15 protein-coding genes are annotated in these 21186 nt (G+C 36.9%); all 15 read right to left on the minus strand.

Annotated features, from left to right (window positions below; all coding sequences use genetic code 11):
* Window positions 1-110: 110 nt before the first annotated feature.
* The gene (gene lpxD / locus FcAc13_RS09850; RefSeq protein WP_187756048.1) at window positions 111-1139 is read right to left on the minus strand and encodes a UDP-3-O-(3-hydroxymyristoyl)glucosamine N-acyltransferase; all 1029 of its coding nucleotides are present in this window, start codon (window positions 1137-1139) and stop codon (window positions 111-113) included.
* Window positions 1139-1627, minus strand: a complete 489-nt coding sequence (locus tag FcAc13_RS09855) for an OmpH/Skp family outer membrane protein (RefSeq protein ID WP_187756049.1) — start codon at window positions 1625-1627, stop codon at window positions 1139-1141. The genes lpxD and FcAc13_RS09855 overlap by 1 nt, the downstream gene beginning before the upstream one ends.
* Window positions 1628-1656: 29 nt before the next feature.
* Window positions 1657-4080, minus strand: a complete 2424-nt coding sequence (gene bamA / locus FcAc13_RS09860; RefSeq protein ID WP_187756050.1) for an outer membrane protein assembly factor BamA — start codon at window positions 4078-4080, stop codon at window positions 1657-1659.
* A gap of 40 nt (window positions 4081-4120) precedes the next feature.
* Window positions 4121-5446, minus strand: coding sequence for an RIP metalloprotease RseP (gene rseP / locus FcAc13_RS09865; RefSeq protein WP_187756051.1), 1326 nt, complete (start codon window positions 5444-5446; stop codon window positions 4121-4123).
* 10 nt (window positions 5447-5456) lie between these two features.
* Entirely contained in the window at window positions 5457-6299 is an 843-nt protein-coding gene (locus FcAc13_RS09870; protein ID WP_187756052.1) for a phosphatidate cytidylyltransferase, read from the minus strand.
* Between the two features lie 22 nt (window positions 6300-6321).
* The gene (gene uppS / locus FcAc13_RS09875; protein WP_187756053.1) at window positions 6322-7041 is read right to left on the minus strand and encodes an undecaprenyl pyrophosphate synthase; all 720 of its coding nucleotides are present in this window, start codon (window positions 7039-7041) and stop codon (window positions 6322-6324) included.
* Window positions 7042-7196: 155 nt separating this feature from the next.
* The gene (gene crp / locus FcAc13_RS09880; RefSeq protein WP_187756054.1) at window positions 7197-7829 is read right to left on the minus strand and encodes a cAMP-activated global transcriptional regulator CRP; all 633 of its coding nucleotides are present in this window, start codon (window positions 7827-7829) and stop codon (window positions 7197-7199) included.
* Between the two features lie 133 nt (window positions 7830-7962).
* Window positions 7963-8178: a YheU family protein gene (locus FcAc13_RS09885; RefSeq protein ID WP_187756055.1), complete on the minus strand. Its 216-nt coding sequence runs from the start codon at window positions 8176-8178 to the stop codon at window positions 7963-7965.
* A gap of 151 nt (window positions 8179-8329) precedes the next feature.
* On the minus strand, window positions 8330-12550 hold the full coding sequence (gene rpoC, locus FcAc13_RS09890) for a DNA-directed RNA polymerase subunit beta' (RefSeq protein WP_187756056.1): 4221 nt from the start codon (window positions 12548-12550) through the stop codon (window positions 8330-8332).
* 86 nt (window positions 12551-12636) lie between these two features.
* The gene (gene rpoB, locus FcAc13_RS09895; protein WP_187756057.1) at window positions 12637-16665 is read right to left on the minus strand and encodes a DNA-directed RNA polymerase subunit beta; all 4029 of its coding nucleotides are present in this window, start codon (window positions 16663-16665) and stop codon (window positions 12637-12639) included.
* A 268-nt stretch (window positions 16666-16933) separates the two neighbouring features.
* On the minus strand, window positions 16934-17302 hold the full coding sequence (gene rplL / locus FcAc13_RS09900) for a 50S ribosomal protein L7/L12 (RefSeq protein ID WP_187756058.1): 369 nt from the start codon (window positions 17300-17302) through the stop codon (window positions 16934-16936).
* Window positions 17303-17380: 78 nt separating this feature from the next.
* Entirely contained in the window at window positions 17381-17881 is a 501-nt protein-coding gene (rplJ, locus tag FcAc13_RS09905) for a 50S ribosomal protein L10 (protein WP_187756059.1), read from the minus strand.
* 262 nt (window positions 17882-18143) lie between these two features.
* Complete coding sequence (gene rplA / locus FcAc13_RS09910; RefSeq protein WP_187756060.1) at window positions 18144-18845, minus strand: 50S ribosomal protein L1; 702 nt, start codon at window positions 18843-18845, stop codon at window positions 18144-18146.
* A gap of 3 nt (window positions 18846-18848) precedes the next feature.
* Window positions 18849-19277, minus strand: coding sequence for a 50S ribosomal protein L11 (gene rplK / locus FcAc13_RS09915; protein ID WP_187756061.1), 429 nt, complete (start codon window positions 19275-19277; stop codon window positions 18849-18851).
* A 161-nt stretch (window positions 19278-19438) separates the two neighbouring features.
* Entirely contained in the window at window positions 19439-20914 is a 1476-nt protein-coding gene (locus FcAc13_RS09920; protein ID WP_187756062.1) for a hypothetical protein, read from the minus strand.
* Window positions 20915-21186 lie beyond the last annotated feature (272 nt).

A 21186-nucleotide genomic window follows, 5' to 3' on the forward strand; every position in this document is an offset into this window, starting at 1 on the left:
TTAATTTAATATGTTTATTACATAACTAACAACAATAAATGCAACAAACACCAAGAGTTTACAAAATAGGCATGCATTATACAGCCCGATATCTATTACGTCGAGAATATTTATACTGCCAATTGTAACAGTTTTTTCTCGAGTGATTTTAACCGTTTATTCATCTCATCAATATGTAGCACTAGTGAAGCTGTTTTACGCCAGATTTTATTATCTTGCAAAGGAATACCAGAAGAATAAACACCAGGTTTAGAAATCGGACGCATAACCATCCCCATTCCTGTAATAGTCACTTTGTCGCAAATTTCCATATGCCCATTGATAACACTTGCACCACCGATTAAGCAATATTTGCCTATTTTTAAACTACCCGCCATGATAACACCGCCAGCCACAGCTGTATGTTCACCAATTTGGTCATTATGTGCAATTTGGCATTGATTATCAATAATGACACCATTATGAATAATGGTGTCATCTAAAGCCCCTCGATCGATTGTAGTTGAAGCACCAATTTCAACATTATTACCAATAATAACTCGCCCAAGTTGCGGTATTTTAATCCACTGGCCACGGTCATTAGCATAACCAAAACCGTCTGAACCAATAACTGTTCCCGACTGTATCAAACAGTTTTCACCAATTTGGACATTATGATATACGGAAACATTAGCCCACAATTTGGTATTCTTACCAATGATTGTGTCTTTCCCTATAAAGCATCCCGCACCAATTATGACATTATCACCTAAACAGACACCACTTTCGATGACCGCATTAGCACCGATTGCAACATCTTTTCCTAACTTAGCCTGTGATGAAATTACAGCTGAAGGTGCAATATCATTAGCTGGTAATGGTGTAGTATCCAATAATTGAGCTAACTTAGCATAAGTTAAGTATGGGTTTGCAACAATTAATGCTGCTCCATTCCAATGCTCAAGACTTTCTTCCGTTAACACGACAATACTTGCTTGGCAATTTTGCAATTGTGTTTGATACTTTTTATCAGCCAAAAAAGTTATTTGTCCTGGCTTAGCATTAGCCATTGATGCTATAGCATCAATGGTTATATTTTCATCACCACGAAAGGTAGCATTTAATTCATCAGCTAACGCTTTTAGGGTATATGAAGTCATTATTTAACAACCTTTGCTAAAACTTTATCGGTGACATCAACTTTGTCATTTAAATATAGGACTGTTTCTGTATTTAAGATCAAGTCATATTTATCGGCTTCAGCTACAGCTCGTACTGCTTTTTCAATTTGAACAAATAATTTTGCAAACTCTTCTTTTTTACGTTGCTCATAATTGTAATTGAATTCTCCAAGATTTTTTCGGAACTCAACAAAAACATTCTCTAATTTATTTCTTTCAGAGGCAGATAATGTTATACGATCTTTTTCCAATTTGCGCGCAGCTTCTTTGGCTTTCACCTCTTCTGCTTGTAGTGCTTTTTGGCGTGCTTCAAATTCTTTATTTAACTGTTCAATAATCTTCTTCGATTCCGGCATCTTATCCAAAACAGTAAGAACGTCGACAATCGCAACTTTCATTTCTGCTTGTACTAACCCCGTAAATAACAATGCTACACTTAACGTTATAATTGATAACAATTTTTTCATAATATTTACCTTTTTTTAATTTATTCGTTTTACCATGTTGAACCAATATTAAACTGGAATTGTTGCGATGAATCACCATCATATTTTTTAATTGGTTGGGCATATGAAAATACCAAAGGTCCTAACGGGGACATCCATTGCACAGCCAAACCTGCAGACAGGCGAATATCGGTTGCTGAACCGTAATCAGGAATATCACGACTCTTGAGATCCCATTCAGTATCCCATACTGTACCAGCATCCACGAAAAAGGATGTTCGAATACTATTTGCATATTTTTCACTGGTAAAAGGGGTTGGAACTATCAGCTCCAGACTAGCAAAAGCAAGTGCATTTCCTCCCACAGCATCCGAAGAAGCTCGACATCCAGAAGTATTACTCAAATCACATGTTGACGATCCAGAGAAATTATATTTTACTGCTTTTGGACCAACCGTATTTGATTTAAAGCCACGTAATACCGTTGAACCACCTGCGTAAAAGTTTTCATAGAATGGTAACTCTTTACCGCCAAAACCTTTGCCTATACCAAATCGACCACGAGCTAAAGCAACCCAGGTATGATCATAATCAATTGGATAATAATAAGACCCATCAACGACAAATTTAACAAAACGGTTATCAAATACTGGTGCCGTCACTTTAGCATTCGCCGTTAATCTTAAACCATCAGTTGGAAAAAAACCTCTATCTAATGAGTTATAACCCCAATAAGCATTCAATAATAGATCATTCGTACTAAATGAAATATTTGATCGGTTAATATCTTTACCCATCGACTTAAAATAACGCCACATGCCATACTGAGCATTCATATCATCAAGTTTGTGATTAGCAAATTCAGTACCAAAACGGACAAAATTCTTCTCACTAATTGGGAAACCTAAATTAGCGGTGCCTCCCCATGTTTTACTAGAATATTCAGATACATCACCGCTCTCTTTATCGGCTTCATAAGTATTGTAATAAATACTTCCCCCTAAACTAACACCATCAATAGTAAAATATGGATTAGTTACCGAAATAGAAGCTGTTTTATCAGAATCAGTTGTATTGACATCAAAAGCGACACTATTACCTGTTCCTAACCAGTTTTCTTGAGAAATACCTGCATTGAAACTTAATCCACTATCGGTCCCAATACCGATACCAAACTTAATACTCCCTGTATTACGTTCAGTCACCTTATAAGTAATATCGACCTGATCATTAGTACCAGAGACTTTTTCAGTTTCAGTTTCAACATTATCAAAGAACCCTAGTCGATTAAGTCGTGTTTTCCCTAATTCAACTAAATCATTACTCAACCAAGCCCCTTCCATTTGCCGTAGCTCACGACGAATGACTTTTTCACTTGTAACATTATTACCAACAATATTAATATTTCGGACATAATAACGTGGACCAACATCAACAAAGATAATTAATTTAGCAGTGTGTTCAGTATCATTTAATTCAGGATGGGTAAGAACTCGTGGATAAGCATAACCATAGTTAGCTAACATCTTCTTAATTTTATCTTCGATTTGGGTAATTTTTTTGCCATTATAAAGCTGACCCGGTTTAAGTTCGGACGATGCAATCTCTTGCACTTTTTCTTTATAGTTAGCAAAATCCCCTTTTAATTCAATGTTAGATAAATTATATTGTTCACCTTCGTGCAAATTAATTGTGACATAGATGCCTTTTTTATCTGGTGTCAAACTAACTTGGGTAGAATTAATACTGAAACGAGCATAACCATGATCAAGATAAAAACTTTGCAACTCATCTAAATCTGCTGCTAATTTTTGTTTTTGGTATTTACGATCGCCTAACATGTTCCACCACGGAACTTCATCACGAAGAGAAAAACGAGAGATTAATTCTTCAGACGAATAAGCTTTAGCGCCAACAATATTTATTTGCTCAATCAGCGCTGAAACACCTTCGGCAATCTCTAACTTCAAATCGACACGATTACGAGCCAACGGCGTCACCACCGCTTTAACTTTGGCATTATATTTACCAATACTATAATAAAAATCTTCTAAACCTTTTTCAATGGCTGATAACGTGGTACGATCCAATGCTTCACCAACTCGTACACCAGAACCATCAAGATTGGTCTTTAACATATCATCTTTCACAGACTTATTGCCTGAAAAGGTGATATTAGCAATAGTTGGGCGCTCTTTAACTTTGATAACTAGATTATCGCCATTGCGAACAATATTGATATCTTCAAAATTACCACTTGCGTACAGAGACCTAACAATATCACCTAACTCCGACTCGTTTACATAATCACCAACTTGTACTGGCATTTTCAATAACGCGGCGCCAACGGTTACCCGCTGTAACCCTTCAAATTGAATATCTTTAACTACAAAATCTTTAGCACCTAATGCTATTGGTACATAAGTAGCAGAACTTAACAATAAGGATGCTATGAGCAATTTATTAAATTTCATTTGCGCGGCTCACCTATAATTATATAACCCCATTTCATCACTACAATAACCTTATAAAATCATTAAAAAAAGCAATACCCATTGTTGTTATTACTAATATAAAACCAATCCGATAAAATATTACTTGTTTAGCCTCAGATAAAGGGGTACCTTTTAATTTTTCAATCGTTAAAAATAAAATATGACCACCATCTAACATCGGTAACGGTATTAAATTCATAACACCTAGACTAATGCTAATACATGCTAAAAAGAATAAATATGGCACAACTCCATTCGATGCTGATTGTCCAGCACTTTGAGCTATTCCCACTGGACCAGATAAATTTTTTAAACTCAATTCACCTGTTAATAATTGGTAAAAAGATTGTACAACTAATTTTACCATTGAGGTCGTTTGCTCAAATCCTTTTACAAACGCGCCTACTATACCATACTGTTTAACAATTGTGTTATTACTTGGAAAAATTCCTGCAATTCCAACAAGTTGTCCTTTTGCATTTAATTCACGTTTCGGCTCAAGATTTACCGATATAAACTGATCTCCACGCTTTACGCCTAAAGTAATTGATTGTGCTGTTCTTACAAGCGCTGAAAAGTTTTCCCAATTATCAAATTTGCTAGCGTTATAAGACACAATTTCATCACCTTCTTTTAGACCAGCTGCTTCAGCTGCTGAATTAGGTTTGATTTGTCTTATTATGGGATAAACTATAACTTTAGCGGGCACTAAACCAAATGCTTTTACGGCTGACTCTTTTTCAATATCAAAACGCCAATTTTTAATATTTACTGTTTGGTCATAAATATCTTTCTTATCGGTTTGATATCTGATATCGACAAAATCTTTCCCTATTTGACTTATTAATATCATGTTAACATCTTGCCAAGTCTCAATTTGTTTACCATTAATCGCTTTTATTTCCGATTGTAGGGGAATATTGACACTAGCAGCAGGTGTATTCGGCAAAATTTGCTCAATCACTATTGGATAACGAATTACTCCAATTTGGAAAATAATCCAAAATAGAACAAAAGCTAAAATAAAATTAGCAAGCGGTCCAGCTAAAATAATCGCAAAACGCTTTAATATCGATTTATGGTCAAAGGCAAATGAGATATCTTGTTGAGATATGTCACTATTATTGTGTCCATTCAACATTTTGACATAACCGCCCAATGGAATCATCGAAATAGCGTATTCTGTGCCAGATTTCGATACATGTGACCATAATTTTTTACCAAAACCGATAGAGAAACACTCTACTCGTACGCCACACAATCGGGCAACAATAAAATGCCCAAACTCATGGAAAGTAACAAGAATACTAATCGTGATTAAAAAAGAAATTGTCGAGTTAATCACACAAAAGATCCTAAACAATATACAAAAACAATGCGGCAAAAACTGGCATTGCTGCAGTCAAGCTATCAATTCGATCAAGAATCCCACCATGACCAGGTATTAGATGACCACTATCCTTTATGTGTGCTTCACGTTTAAACATGCTTTCGGTTAAATCACCTAAAACCGAAACCATGATAGCGAAGAATGAACTTACCATTAAACGATAAAAAGAAATCGTAAAGAAATGACAATAATAAACTAAAATAGTAATAGTTAATGATAATGCAACACCACCGATAAGTCCTTCTATGGTTTTTCCTGGTGATACCGCCGGTGCTAACTTATGTTTTCCCCATATTCGCCCAGCAAAATAAGCACCTGAATCCGTTGCCCACACCAGAACTAAAACATATAGCAACCATAAAGCTCCCTCAAAGTTGTCATAAAAGTAACTATTTTGCCTCAATTGAATCATGGCAATGAAAAAAGGAACTAAGGTAAAAAAGGCAAACATTAATTTGATGATTAATGAATTCTTCCACCACTGTGCTGATTTAGGATAAAAGAATACCAATATTAAAGCGAATAACCACCATACTAACGATAGAAGTAATATTACTTCATACAAATAGGTCGATACTGTTGTATATAAAGGCAAATAATAAATAATCGCCGTCATAACTGTAAAGATTATAGTAAAGACCAACTTGCTTAGTTTAGTATTGAAATGTAAGAACTGCGTCCATTCCCAAGCTGATAAAGCAAAAACAACTAACATGGCTATAACAAAACCAGTCGTAGATAAAAAGAATAAACCGATTATGACAAGTGGAATCAATACCAATGCCGCAAGTAAACGTGGAATTAACATTATTTTTCCCTAATATTATTTTTCAAGCGCCGGATATTTGACCAAAGCGTCGCTCTCTTTTAATAAATTCTGATATGGCGTCATCCAAAGTTTCTTTATTAAAATCAGGCCATAATACATCTGTAAAATACAATTCAGAATAGGCAATTTGCCATAAAAGAAAATTACTTATTCTGTACTCTCCCCCCGTTCTAATAACTAGATCTACAGCAGGTAAGCCATATAATGCAATCTCTTTATTAATCGCTTCTTCGTCAATCATATCTAGTGTGATACTTTGTCGTTCATATTGATTGATGAGTTTTTTAACGCTGTTAACGATATCCCAACGGCCACCATAATTTGCAGCAATATTTAAAATTAAACCAGTATTGTTCTTCGTTTTTGCCTGTGCTAGTTTAATCATTTTTTGTATTTGTGCTGGAAAGCGCGTAATATCACCAATAATATTTAATTGTATATTATTGCGATGAAGAATCTTCACTTCCTTGTTCAAGGCGTAAATAAATAAAGCCATTAATGCCGATACTTCTTGCTCTGGTCTATTCCAATTTTCGCTGCTAAAGGCATAGAGTGTCAAAACTTTGACACCAAGTTCATTAGCTCGTTCTACAGTTCGGCGAACAGCTCTCAAGCCAGCTCTATGGCCGACAATTCTCAATAGATTGCGATTTTTTGCCCATCGCCCATTTCCATCCATAATAATGCCAATATGTTTTGGAATGAGTGTTTGTTGTATCATGCCAATCCTAAGTTATAAAATTTATTGTTTGCCATGTTAACATAAGCGCATCTAACCAAAAAATTAATTTTTTTTATATCATTAGTTTATTGAATTTTATTCGCTAAATAATCGTTATTCATTCAAACTTATCTATAACGAATTTATTTATCTTACTAACGCGTACCATATACGACAATTGTTTTGCCGTGTGCAGAAATAAGATGTTGTTCTTCCAACATTTTTAATATCCTACCTACCGTCTCACGAGAGCAACCAACAATTTGACCAATTTCTTGACGAGTAATTTTAATTTGCATGCCATCTGGATGTGTCATTGCATCAGGTTGTTTTGCTAAATTAAGTAAAGTTTGAGCAATTCTTCCTGCAACATCAAGAAACGCCAAATTACTGACTTTTTCGGAGGTCACTTGCAAACGATTTGCCATTTGTGCAGCAAGTTTCATTAATATATCTGGATTCACCTGTATTAATTGTTTAAATTTCTTGTAGGAAATTTCAGCTATCTCACAATTTTTTCTGGCTTTAACCCAAGCACTGCGTTCAACACCTTCTTCAAACAAACCAAGTTCGCCAATAAACTCTCCTTGACTCAAGTAGGATAAAATCATTTCTTTACCTTCGTCATCTTTAATCAAAACTGCGACTGCGCCTTTTACAATATAATATAGTGTTTCAGCTTTTTCGCCCTGATGGATTAAGGTACTTTTAGCAGAATATTTATGAATATGGCAATGCGACAAAAACCAATCTAATGTTGTATCGGACTGTTGTTTACTAATAATCATTAGGCTCTTCTCCGTTTATACAATACCTAGAAGGTGTCTAGTTATTTTTGTGTAGCACACTATACCAAAGTTGAATAGTGAATAGTATAGCTTTACTAACATTTTCATTGATCTTAAAATGTTTGTCGCAAAATTATTTTAAATCAGCGACATATTTTAGGTTAATTGTTTCGTGTATTTCAGACCAAACAATCACAACTAATCCCTGCTGTAATTGTGTTTTAATATCGGCAACTTTTTCGGCTAATGCCTTTTCTACCAAGCCATAATCAGTTCCTTCACGTAACACAAATGACTCAATAATATTATTTAGCGTTTCATCTTCAAGTTCTTGCCAAGGAATAATCATTTCATTTACTACTCAACTAAAGTTAATCAATTATTGCATGCAAACTATCAGTGCTAACCAAAATAATGGTTAGCGTCTAAAAATGAGCAATGAATTTAAAATAAAAAAACCACTTTCAAAAAAGTGGTTTTTTATTTCAGATAAGAAGCAATTAAACGTCGTCAGTTGAATTTAATAATTCAGCTAAATTTGCTGTTGCTTCCTCAGCGGTGATTGTGGTGACTTCTTGTTCATTTCCATCAATCGCTACAGCACGTTTACGTAAACGCTCTTTATGATAAGCGTAACCTGTTCCTGCTGGAATAAGTCGACCGACAATAACATTTTCTTTAAGCCCACGTAATTCATCATTTTTACCAGCTACTGCCGCTTCCGTTAACACTCGTGTTGTTTCCTGGAATGATGCCGCAGAGATAAATGATTCAGTAGTCAATGATGCTTTAGTGATACCTAATAAATCATGTAAATAAGTCGCAGGTTCTTTACCTTGTGCTTCAAGTTCGCGATTAATAATCTTAATACGTGACACTTCAAGTTGTTCACCTTCTAATAAGCGTGAATCACCTGGATTGATAATTGTTGCTTTACGTAGCATCTGGCGAACAATCACTTCAATATGTTTATCATTGATCTTAACACCTTGCAAACGATAAACTTCTTGAACTTCATTCACAATGTAACGCGTGACCGCATTCACACCACGTAAACGTAAAATATCATGCGGTGATTCAGGACCATCAGAAATCACATCACCACGTTGCACGTGCTCACCTTCAAATACGTTAAGCTGACGCCACTTAGGAATCATCTCTTCGTATGGCTCGCTACCATCTGCAGGACTAATTACAAGACGACGTTTACCTTTCGTTTCTTTACCAAATGAAACTATACCATCAACCTCAGCCAAAATTGCTGGCTCTTTTGGTTTACGTGCTTCAAATAGATCAGCAACACGAGGTAAACCACCGGTAATATCTTTGGTTCCTACCGAAGCTTGCGGAATACGCGCTAATACATCACCGATATTAATTTCAGCACCATCTTCTAATTGAACTAACGCCTTACCTGGTAAAAAGTATTGTGCTGGCATTTCTGAGCCGGTTACAAATACATCATTACCTTGTTTATCGATAATTTTAATCGCTGGACGTAAATCTTTACCAAGTGATGTTCTTTCAGCAACATCAAGTACAACGATTGAAGATAGCCCAGTTAATTCATCGGTTTGACGGGTAATGGATTGCCCATCAATCATGTCAACAAATTTTACAAAGCCTTGTACTTCAGAAACAACTGGCATGGTATGCGGATCCCAATTTGCGACAGTTTCACCAGCTTTAACTGCGCTACCATTACCTTTGGTCAAAATCGCACCGTAAGGCACTTTATACGTTTCTTTCATACGACCTAAATCGTCGACAACAGTTAGTTCTACATTTCGAGACGTAATAACCAGTTTCTTATCTGGGTTAATAACAAATTTCGCATTAGCTAATTTAACGTTACCGTTATTTTTAACTTGTACGCTTGATTCTGCTGCTGCTCGCGATGCCGCACCACCGATATGGAACGTACGCATGGTTAACTGTGTACCAGGTTCACCGATTGATTGCGCAGCAATAACACCGATTGCTTCACCTTTGTTAACAATATGACCACGCGCCAAGTCACGACCATAACATTTCGCACACACACCAAAATCAGTATTACACGATACAACTGAACGTACTTTAACACTGTCGATTGATTCTGCTTCTAATAAGTCGCAAAAACTTTCATCAAGTAATGTATTACGTGGGATCAGAATATCAGCTGAACCTGGTTTTAATACATCTTCAGCGGTCACTCGACCAAGAACACGCTCACGAAGTGGTTCTTTAACATCACCACCTTCGATAACGGGTGTCATTACCACACCTTCATGAGTGCCACAATCATCTTCAATAACGACTAAATCTTGTGCCACGTCAACTAAACGACGGGTTAAGTAACCTGAGTTCGCGGTTTTTAATGCAGTATCGGCAAGACCTTTACGTGCACCATGAGTCGAGATAAAGTACTGTAATACGTTCAAGCCTTCACGGAAGTTTGCCGTAATAGGTGTTTCGATGATCGAACCATCTGGTTTTGCCATCAAGCCACGCATACCAGCTAGCTGACGAATCTGTGCAGCAGAGCCACGCGCACCAGAATCGGCCATCATATAAATACTATTGAATGAAGATTGTGCTTCTTCTTTACCTTCTCGGTTTATTACTTTTTCAGTGGACAAGTTATCCATCATCGCTTTCGCAACGCGTTCATTGGCTGCCGCCCAAATATCGATAACTTTATTGTAACGTTCACCGGCCGTAACTAAACCTGATTGGAATTGTTCCTGAATTTCAGCTACTTCAACTTCTGCTTCACGAATAATCTCTGCTTTTTTAGCAGGGATTTCCATATCATCAATACCAACTGATACACCTGAACGAGCAGCATAAGCAAAACCAGTATACATTACTTGGTCAGCTAAAATGACCGTCTCTTTCATGCCCAATTGGCGATAGCAAACATTCAATATTTTCGAAATCGCTTTTTTACCTAATGGTTGATTGACTACTGAGAACGGTAAACCTTTTGGCATAATTAACCATAGTATCGCCCGACCAATTGTCGTATCAACTAATGATGTCGATGCTTCCCATTCACCTGCACTATTACGATGATGTTCGACAATACGCACTTTAACACGTGCATGCAGCTCTGCTTCACCTAAACGATAAAGTTTTTCTGCTTCTTTCGGTCCAGTTAATACCATACCTTCACCTTTGGCATTAACTTTATCACGTGTCATATAGTAAAGACCTAATACAACGTCTTGTGATGGTACAATAATTGGTTCACCACTTGCTGGTGATAAGATGTTATTGGTTGACATCATTAACGCACGCGCTTCGATCTGAGCTTCAAGCGTTAACGGTACATGCACCGCCATTTGGTCACCATCGAAGTCAGCATTGAATGCTGCACAAACTAATGGATGCAACTGAATCGCTTTACCTTCAATCAAAATCGGTTCAAATGCTTGAATACCTAAACGGTGGAGCGTTGGTGCACGGTTTAATAATACCGGATGTTCACGGATTACTTCATCTAAGATATCCCAAACAATCGCATCTTCACGTTCTACCATTTTTTTCGCCGCTTTAATGGTTGTTGCATAACCACGACGTTCTAACTTACCGTAAATAAATGGCTTAAATAGTTCAAGTGCCATTTTCTTCGGTAAACCACATTGATGTAGACGTAAGTAAGGACCAACAGTAATAACTGAACGGCCTGAATAGTCAACACGTTTACCCAGTAAGTTTTGACGAAAACGACCTTGCTTACCTTTGATCATATCGGCGAGCGATTTTAATGGACGTTTGTTAGAACCAGTAATTGCCCGACCACGACGACCATTATCTAATAATGCGTCAACAGATTCTTGTAACATCCGTTTTTCGTTACGCACAATAATATCTGGCGCAGCTAAATCAAGTAAACGTTTTAAACGGTTATTACGGTTGATCACACGACGATATAAATCATTTAAATCAGACGTTGCAAAACGACCACCATCCAATGGTACTAATGGACGCAAATCGGGTGGTAATACGGGTAACACGTTTAAAATCATCCATTCTGGTTTATTTTCAGATTGGATAAATGCTTCTAAAATTTTGATACGCTTTGTTAACTTTTTACGTTTAGTTTCTGAATTTGTAGTGAGTAGTTCATCGCGTAATGCTTCACACTCTGCATCCAGATCCAAATTACGTAATAGCTCTTGAATCGCTTCGGCACCCATACGTGCATCAAACTCATCACCAAACTCTTCAAGGGCATCTAAATACTGCTCTTCAGTAAGGATTTGACCACGATCAAGGTTAGTCATTCCACCATCAAGCACCATAAATGATTCAAAATAAAGCACACGCTCTATATCACGTAATGGCATATCTAATAACAAACCGATACGAGATGGTAAAGATTTTAAAAACCAAATATGGGCAGTTGGTGATGCTAATTCGATGTGTCCCATACGTTCACGACGTACTTTAGCTTGAGTAACCTCAACGCCACATTTTTCACAAATTACACCACGGTGTTTTAAACGTTTATATTTACCACATAAACATTCATAGTCTTTTACCGGACCAAAAATTCTGGCACAGAATAAACCATCACGTTCCGGTTTAAAAGTACGGTAATTAATGGTTTCTGGTTTTTTAACTTCACCAAATGACCACGAGCGGATCATATCTGGTGAGGCTAGTCCAATTTTAATAGCATCAAACTCTTCAGTTTTTGTCTGCGCTTTTAGAAACTTTAATAAGTCTTTCACGAATTGGCTCCTATGGAGTTAAACCAACTGGGGGATGGCATAATTACCATCTCCCATATAAATAGCAATCTTATAACTGGATGTGATTATTCTTCATCTAATTCGATATTGATACCAAGCGATCGGATTTCTTTTAACAATACGTTAAATGATTCTGGAATCGCTGGTTCCATACGATGATCACCATCTACAATATTTTTATACATCTTAGTACGTCCGTTCACGTCATCCGATTTCACTGTCAGCATTTCTTGTAATGTGTAAGCTGCGCCGTAAGCTTCAAGCGCCCATACTTCCATCTCACCGAAACGTTGACCACCAAATTGAGCTTTACCGCCCAATGGTTGTTGGGTAACCAGACTATAAGAACCGGTTGAACGAGCATGCATCTTGTCATCAACAAGGTGATTGAGTTTTAACATATACATGTAACCCACGGTTACTGGACGTTCAAATTTCTCACCTGTACGACCATCATATAAGGTAATTTGACCTGAAGTTGGTAAATCACCTAATTCTAACAATGATTTAATTTCTGCTTCTTTAGCTCCATCAAATACTGGCGTCGCCAATGGCATACCATTACGCAGATTTTGTGCCAACGTCATGACTTCTTCATCGGTAAACTCAGCAACATTAACTTTCTGAGCTGCACCTAATCCTAAATCATAAGCTTTTTGGATAAACTCTCTTAATTTAGCTAACTCTTGCTGTTCTTTCAGCATTGCATCGATCTTCTGACCAATACCTTTTGCCGCCATACCTAAGTGAGTTTCTAAAATCTGACCGATATTCATACGCGATGGTACCCCTAATGGGTTCAACACGATGTCCACTGGTCGACCTTTGTCATCATATGGCATATCTTCAATTGGGTTAATTTTAGAAATAACCCCTTTATTCCCATGACGTCCTGCCATTTTATCACCCGGTTGGATTTGACGTTTAACCGCTAGATATACTTTAACAATCTTCAGTACACCAGGTTGTAAATCATCACCTTGGGTAATTTTCATACGTTTAGCTTCCAGTTTCTTATCGAAATCAGCTCTGATTTCATCATACTGAGCCGCTAATTGTTCAAGTTGTCCCTGTTTGCTTTCATCTGCTAAACCGATTGTTAACCATTTATCATGTGATAACATTTCAAGTTTACTAGCTTCAATACCACCAGAAATTAAAACATCTTTGATATGTGCAAAAAGTGCAGCTTCGAGGATTTTGAACTCTTCTGTCAAATCCTTACGTGCTTGTTTCAATTGCATATCTTCGATTTGCAAAGCACGTTTATCTTTCGCAACACCATCACGCGTAAATACTTGTACGTCAATTACCGTACCTGAAACCCCATTTGGTACACGTAATGAGGTATCTTTAACATCTGATGCTTTTTCACCAAAAATGGCACGTAATAATTTTTCTTCTGGGGTTAATTGTGTTTCACCTTTTGGTGTTACCTTACCAACCAGAATATCACCACCTTTTACTTCCGCACCGATATAAACGATACCAGATTCGTCAAGTTTAGATAACGCTGCTTCACCCACATTTGGAATATCAGCAGTAATTTCTTCAGCACCTAATTTAGTATCGCGTGACACACAAGATAATTCTTGAATATGAATCGAAGTAAAACGGTCATCTTGTACCACTTTTTCAGAAACTAAGATCGAATCCTCAAAGTTATAACCATTCCACGGCATAAATGCCACACGCATATTTTGACCAAGTGCTAATTCACCTAAGTCAGTTGATGGACCATCGGCTAATACATCACCACGTTCAACTTTTTCCCCTAATTCAACGCAAGGAATTTGGTTAATACAAGTATTTTGGTTTGAGCGAGTGTATTTAGTTAAATTATAAATATCAATGCCTGCTTCACCAGCATACATTTCATCACGGTTAACGTTCACTACAATACGTGATGCATCAACATATTGAACACTGCCGCCCCGTTTGGCAACCACAGCGACGCCGGAGTCAACAGCTACAGCACGTTCCATCCCCGTACCAACAAATGGTTTTTCCGCTTTCAGCGTTGGTACTGCCTGACGTTGCATGTTTGCACCCATCAATGCTCGGTTCGCATCATCGTGTTCAAGGAATGGAATTAACGATGCCCCCACAGAAACGATCTGTTGAGTCGAAACGTCCATATAGTTAATTTGTTCAGGACTATATAAGCCTGATTCACCATTTAAACGACATGTCACTAAATCTTCTTTAAAGCGACCATTATCATCTAAATTTGAGTTCGCCTGCGCGATGACATAGCTACTTTCATCGATTGCTGATAAGTAATCAATTTCATCGGTTACCACACCGTCAACCACTTTACGGTATGGTGTTTCTAGAAAACCGTATTCATTAGTACGTGAATAAACTGCAAGAGAGTTAATTAAACCGATATTTGGACCTTCAGGGGTTTCAATCGGACATACTCGACCATAGTGAGTAGGATGTACGTCACGAACTTCAAATCCTGCACGTTCACGCGTTAAACCACCTGGACCCAGTGCCGAAATACGACGCTTGTGGGTAATTTCAGATAATGGATTATTTTGATCCATAAATTGCGATAATTGGCTCGAACCAAAGAATTCGCGAATCGCGGCTGAAATCGGTTTAGCATTAATCATATCTTGTGGCATTAACGCATCGAGATCGCCAAGAGATAAACGCTCTTTTACCGCTCTTTCAACACGTACTAAACCAATACGGAATTGGTTTTCTGCCATTTCACCAACACTTCGGATACGACGATTACCTAGGTGATCGATATCATCTACGTCACCATGACCATTACGGATGGCGATAAGTTTTTTCATCACTTCAATAATGTCTTCTTTGGTTAAAACACTACTACCTTCAATATCATCGCGGTTTAGTGAACGATTAAACTTCATTCGCCCTACAGCTGACAGATCATATCGTTCTTCAGTAAAGAATAAGTTTTCAAATAACGATTCTGCTGCTTCTTTCGTTGGTGGCTCACCTGGACGCATCATACGATAAATTTCAACTAATGCACCTAACTGATCTTGAGTTGGGTCGACATTTAACGTCTCAGATATAAATGCTCCATGATCTAAATCATTGGTAAATAATGTCTCAATTTTTTTGTAACCAGCACTGGTTAATTCTGCTAATAATTCCAGTGAAATTGGTGTATTTGCTAACGCAATAACCGAACCAGTTGTTTCATTTAGATAATCTTTTGCCAGAACTTTACCGATAATATATTCGACAGGCACATCAATTTTCGTTACGCTATCTTTTTCTAGCTGACGAATATGTCTAGCGGTAATACGACGACCTTTCTCAACATAAACTTGACCTTTTGATTCAATATCAAAAAGTGCTGTATCACCACGTAGTCGTTCTGGAATAAGTTCCATTTTTAATTTTGATTTTGCAACTTCAAATACTGTTTTATCAAAGAAAATGTCTAAAATTTCTTGAGTAGTAAAACCTAACGCTCTTAAAATAATCGTTGCAGGAAGTTTACGACGACGGTCAATACGGGCAAATAAATTATCTTTAGGATCAAATTCAAAGTCTAACCATGAACCGCGATAAGGAATAATTCTTGCATTATACAACACCTTTCCAGATGAATGAGTTTTACCTTTATCGCTATCAAAGAACACACCAGGACTACGATGTAACTGAGAAACAATTACCCGTTCAGTACCATTAATAACGAATGTTCCATTATCAGTCATTAAAGGAATTTCGCCCATATAAACATCTTGTTCTTTGATATCTTTTACTGTGCCTTCTGGCGCATCTTTATCAAAGATAACTAAACGTAATTTCACGCGTAATGGTGCAGAATAAGTAATCCCTCTAATTTGGCACTCTTTTACATCAAAAACAGGTTCACCCATTTTGAAAGAGACATATTGAAGTTCTGCATTACCACTATAACTTTTTATAGGAAAGATTGAACGAAAAGCGGCTTCTAAACCATATTGACCTTCTGGATCTTGGTCAATAAACTTCTGGAACGAATCAAGTTGAATAGAAAGAAGATAGGGTATATCCAACACTTGTGGACGTTTACCAAAATTCTTACGAATTCGTTTTTTCTCGGTATAGGAGTAAACCATTAGTTCCTCAACTTGCTGATCGGCCGTTAATAATAATTTACTATCAAAACGGCTTTATTAAATATTCATCAGACCCTAATTATCGACTAATTAAATCTGACACCTGCTCGAAATATTTATAAATATCAATTGATTAGGTTCTTAACTATACATTCATTAAATCTATAGCTATATACAATTTCTTTTTTCACGCCTTTACAGCGCAAAAAGGCTGGAGGTAAAAACCACCAGCCATCAGCCTTATTAGGCTGCATATTTTGTATCAAACTTATTTAAGTTCGACAACTGCACCTGCTTCTTCAAGCGCTTTTTTAAGTGCTTCAGCATCATCTTTGCTTGCAGCTTCTTTAACAGTAGCGGGCGCTGATTCAACAAGATCTTTAGCTTCTTTCAAGCCTAAACCAGTTGCACCACGTACCGCTTTGATTACAGCTACTTTATTACCACCAACGTCTTTTAAGATAACGTCGAATTCAGTTTTTTCTTCAGCTGCTTCTGCTGGACCTGCTGCTGCGACTGCAACTGCTGCAGCTGCAGAAACACCAAATTTTTCTTCCATCATTGATACTAGTTCAACAACGTCCATTACAGACATTTCAGCAACTGCATCTAAAATTTGTTCTTTAGTGATAGACATAATATAGTTTCCTAAATTTAGAATTTTTAAATTGTTAACTGTTCCCAATTAAAACTAACTGCAATTTTATCAATAAAATTATGCAGCTTCTTGTTTTTGATCGCGAACTGCTGCCAGAGTACGAGCCAATTTGCCAGCTGCGGCTTCTTTCATGGTCGACATCAAGCGAGCTAATGCTTCTTCGTAAGTTGGTAAAGTTGCTAAGCGGTCGATATTTGCCGCAGTAATTAACTCACCTTCAAAGGCTGCTGCTTTAATCTCAAATTTTTCATTTTCTTTAGCAAACGCTTTGAAAAGACGTGCTGCTGCACCTGGGTGCTCATTTGAAAATGCAATAAGAGTAGGACCAACAAACGTATCTTTTAAGCACTCATAAGGAGTACCTTCAACTACGCGACGTAATAAGGTGTTACGAACCACACGCATATAAACGCCAGCTTCACGAGCTGATTTACGTAATGCAGTCATTTTTTCTACAGTCACGCCACGAGAATCCGCAACGACTGCAGAAAGCGCACCTTTGGCAATTTCGTTAACTTCAGCAACAATTGCTTGCTTATCTTGAAGATTTAATGCCATTAGTTTTGCTCCTGAATTAAACTAGGTTTACACCTAGACTCACTGTACTAACTACTAAAATCACATCAGATCATTTAATAATTAGCGTTGTTACGGTGAGCAGAGTCCTGTTAATTCAACTATATATATCTAATCAAAATAACGTTTAGGTTCTGTCACCGTCTACGTAGGATATTAAGTCATTAATTTAATCACACCTACGGTCTTGGACGGGGTCTGGATTAGGCCAGACACCAACCGATTCTTATGTAATTAAGAAAAATTAAACTGATGCACTTAAGCTAGTTTGATCGATAGCCACACCTGCACCCATAGTGGTAGAAAGGCTAACTTTCTTAATAAATACACCTTTAGAAGATGCTGGTTTAGCTCTTTTTAATGCCACAAGTAGCGCTTCTAAATTGCCTTTTAACTGTTCAGCATTAAAATCAACTTTACCGATAGTGGTATGAATAATACCATTTTTGTCATTACGGTAACGTACTTGACCAGCTTTAGCATTTTTTACAGCTTCAGCAACGTTAGGAGTTACGGTACCCACTTTCGGGTTTGGCATTAAGCCGCGTGGCCCTAAGATTTGACCTAATTGACCAACGATACGCATTGCATCAGGTGAAGCGATAACAACATCGAAGTTCATTTCACCTTTTTTGATTTGTTCAGCAAGATCTTCCATACCCACTAATTCGGCACCAGCTTCTTTAGCTGCTTCAGCATTAGCTCCTTGGGTAAATACCGCAACCCGAACGCTACGACCAGTACCATTTGGTAATACAATAGCACCGCGTACATTTTGATCAGATTTACGCGCATCAATACCTAAATTAACCGATACGTCAACACTTTCAGTGAATTTTGCTGTTGCTAGCTCTTTTAATAAAGCGATAGCGTCATTAATTTCATATTGTTTAGTTGCATCAACTTTTTCGCGGATAAGTTTAGCCTTTTTAGATAATTTAGCCATTAATTAACCCTCCACTTCCAGACCCATTGAGCGAGCAGTTCCTTCTATAGAACGCATCATTGTCTCAATAGTTGCACCATTCATGTCCGCAGCTTTCGTTTCAGCAATTTCACGAATCTGCGCGCTTGTTACTTTACCAACTTTTTTCTTGTTTGGTTCACCAGAACCAGACTTGATATTAGCAGCCTTTTTCAATAATACTGCTGCTGGAGGTGTTTTAGTAATAAAAGTGAATGAACGATCAGAATAAACGGTAATTACAACAGGTGTTGGTAAACCTTTTTCTAAACCTTCTGTTTTTGCATTAAATGCTTTACAAAATTCCATGATGTTAACACCATGTTGACCAAGTGCTGGACCAACTGGTGGACTAGGATTTGCAGCACCAGCTGCCACTTGCAGCTTGATGTAAGCTTGGACTTTCTTTGCCATTTTTTGTTCCTTTTCTCGGGTACAATCGCCCTGTTAAACCGATAACAGAAAGCTCCCCTAAGTTAAATAAGGGCGACATTTTGCTATAAATAGAGTAAAATTGCAACAATTATTTTCAATGTATAGCAAATAAAATGACAAAAAATTAAGTTAGACTGTAATTAATATTTCACACAAATAGCATAGGCATAATCAGGGTCAATAATAACATTTCCTTCAACCGAACCAACACTGTAATATCTTGTATTTCTTGGGCCTTTTTCACTGGTAAAATAGTATTCATATAGGAAAAAGGGTTGTAAGTCATTGATACCATTCATCATATCACGACCGATTTTATCCAACGGTGCATAATAATACAGTTTACCCCATTCTCCTGTTAAACTATCGCCAATTGCTCTTTTATAACCATTATTTTTTGCATAATAACCTACATTATCTAGATCGGTAAAATCACCATATGCATAAACCGAGTTAGACAGTTCTGATCTTGTTGGTAGGCGATCACCATTGCTTGTACAAAAATCCTGAGCTTTATTCCATGGCATCCACATACTATCTCCCTTATAAGGGTAGAACCAATGCTCTAAAGAAAAAGTATAAGTGAAGGTGGCTTTCGTATCGTTGTTAGTAACAGCAATCACAAAATTCTCACCTACTGCCGGCACATTATCAGTAAATTTAAATTCGCTCTGTGTATTTGGAGCGAAATTACGACTGGTACTTATCAAAGCAGAATTAGGATTATTAACAATGGTATAAGAATAACTTGGAATGGTATTTAAAGGCACCAATCTAAATCGCGCCTCAGGAAATGCAGTTGTCGGGAAACTTTTTCCGTTATTACTTTTTGCCGACACGATAAATCCTTTATGGGGAATAAATTGACTGGCATCATAGGCATCAGTTCTATTTACCATATTACTTCCCGCATCAAGATAATTATTACCTTCCGGCCAACCATTTGGAATATTTAATGCCAATACACCGGGCTGAATATAACATAATCCATCATCGGGTTTGATTTTAAAAGTTTTTGACACTTCTCGTATATCAGACACTTTCGGGTCGCCATATTCAGTCACGGCATGAAAATTAACCGTAACTTTAACCGATGCATCGCCTTTATAACCATCATTATTACATAAATTGCTACCTAACGCTTTTTGTGAATTCGCATCTAAACTTTTACTATTACTATCCGTCCATTCCGCAGTGATACTGTCAATAACAAATCCTTTCGTCGAAGCTAGAGTATCTCCATCATTATCATAAATATCCCCAACTGCCAAATCAGACAAATCCACATCAAAAGTATAGTCATTAGGCGAAACATTAAAAGCAACATGTATCTCTTCTAATGAACCAGGAGTAAAGGTCAGATTTTGCCCATCTGCTACTTTTAATTTAAATTGAATTCCATCTAAAATTTTATCATCTGCTGTTGGTAAAATTTGTGGCGCTTCCCCACGAATAGTATTGGCAGAAGAAATGGATAGGCTAGCTAGTGCTATATGGGATAAAGAACTTATCACTAAGAAAATAGAAGTCATAGCAATAGATAAATCCGATTGATATCTAACCAATGCTTTTTTTGATATTTTAATAAAATTAACACTATTGTAATTATTATTCATTGTTACTCCTCTTTTCATAGACCACCCCATAACTAATTAGTTTATCGGTTTAAAATTGAGTGAATTAACAAACATTAATAATAAATTGATATAGAATAAGATTTTATTAAAATAATAAATGATCAATAAATATTACTAACATAAGGAACTTACATAGATTATAGAGATTAAAACAAAAATTTCAATTAAAATAATAGGTTATGATTTTTTTTACTAAGATTTAATACAAAAAATTTATAAAAAAGGATTGCTAGTTAACCAATCCTTTTTAA

Origin of the sequence: Frischella japonica (assembly GCF_014489845.1) — a bacterium.
GTDB classification, from domain to species: domain Bacteria; phylum Pseudomonadota; class Gammaproteobacteria; order Enterobacterales; family Orbaceae; genus Frischella; species Frischella japonica.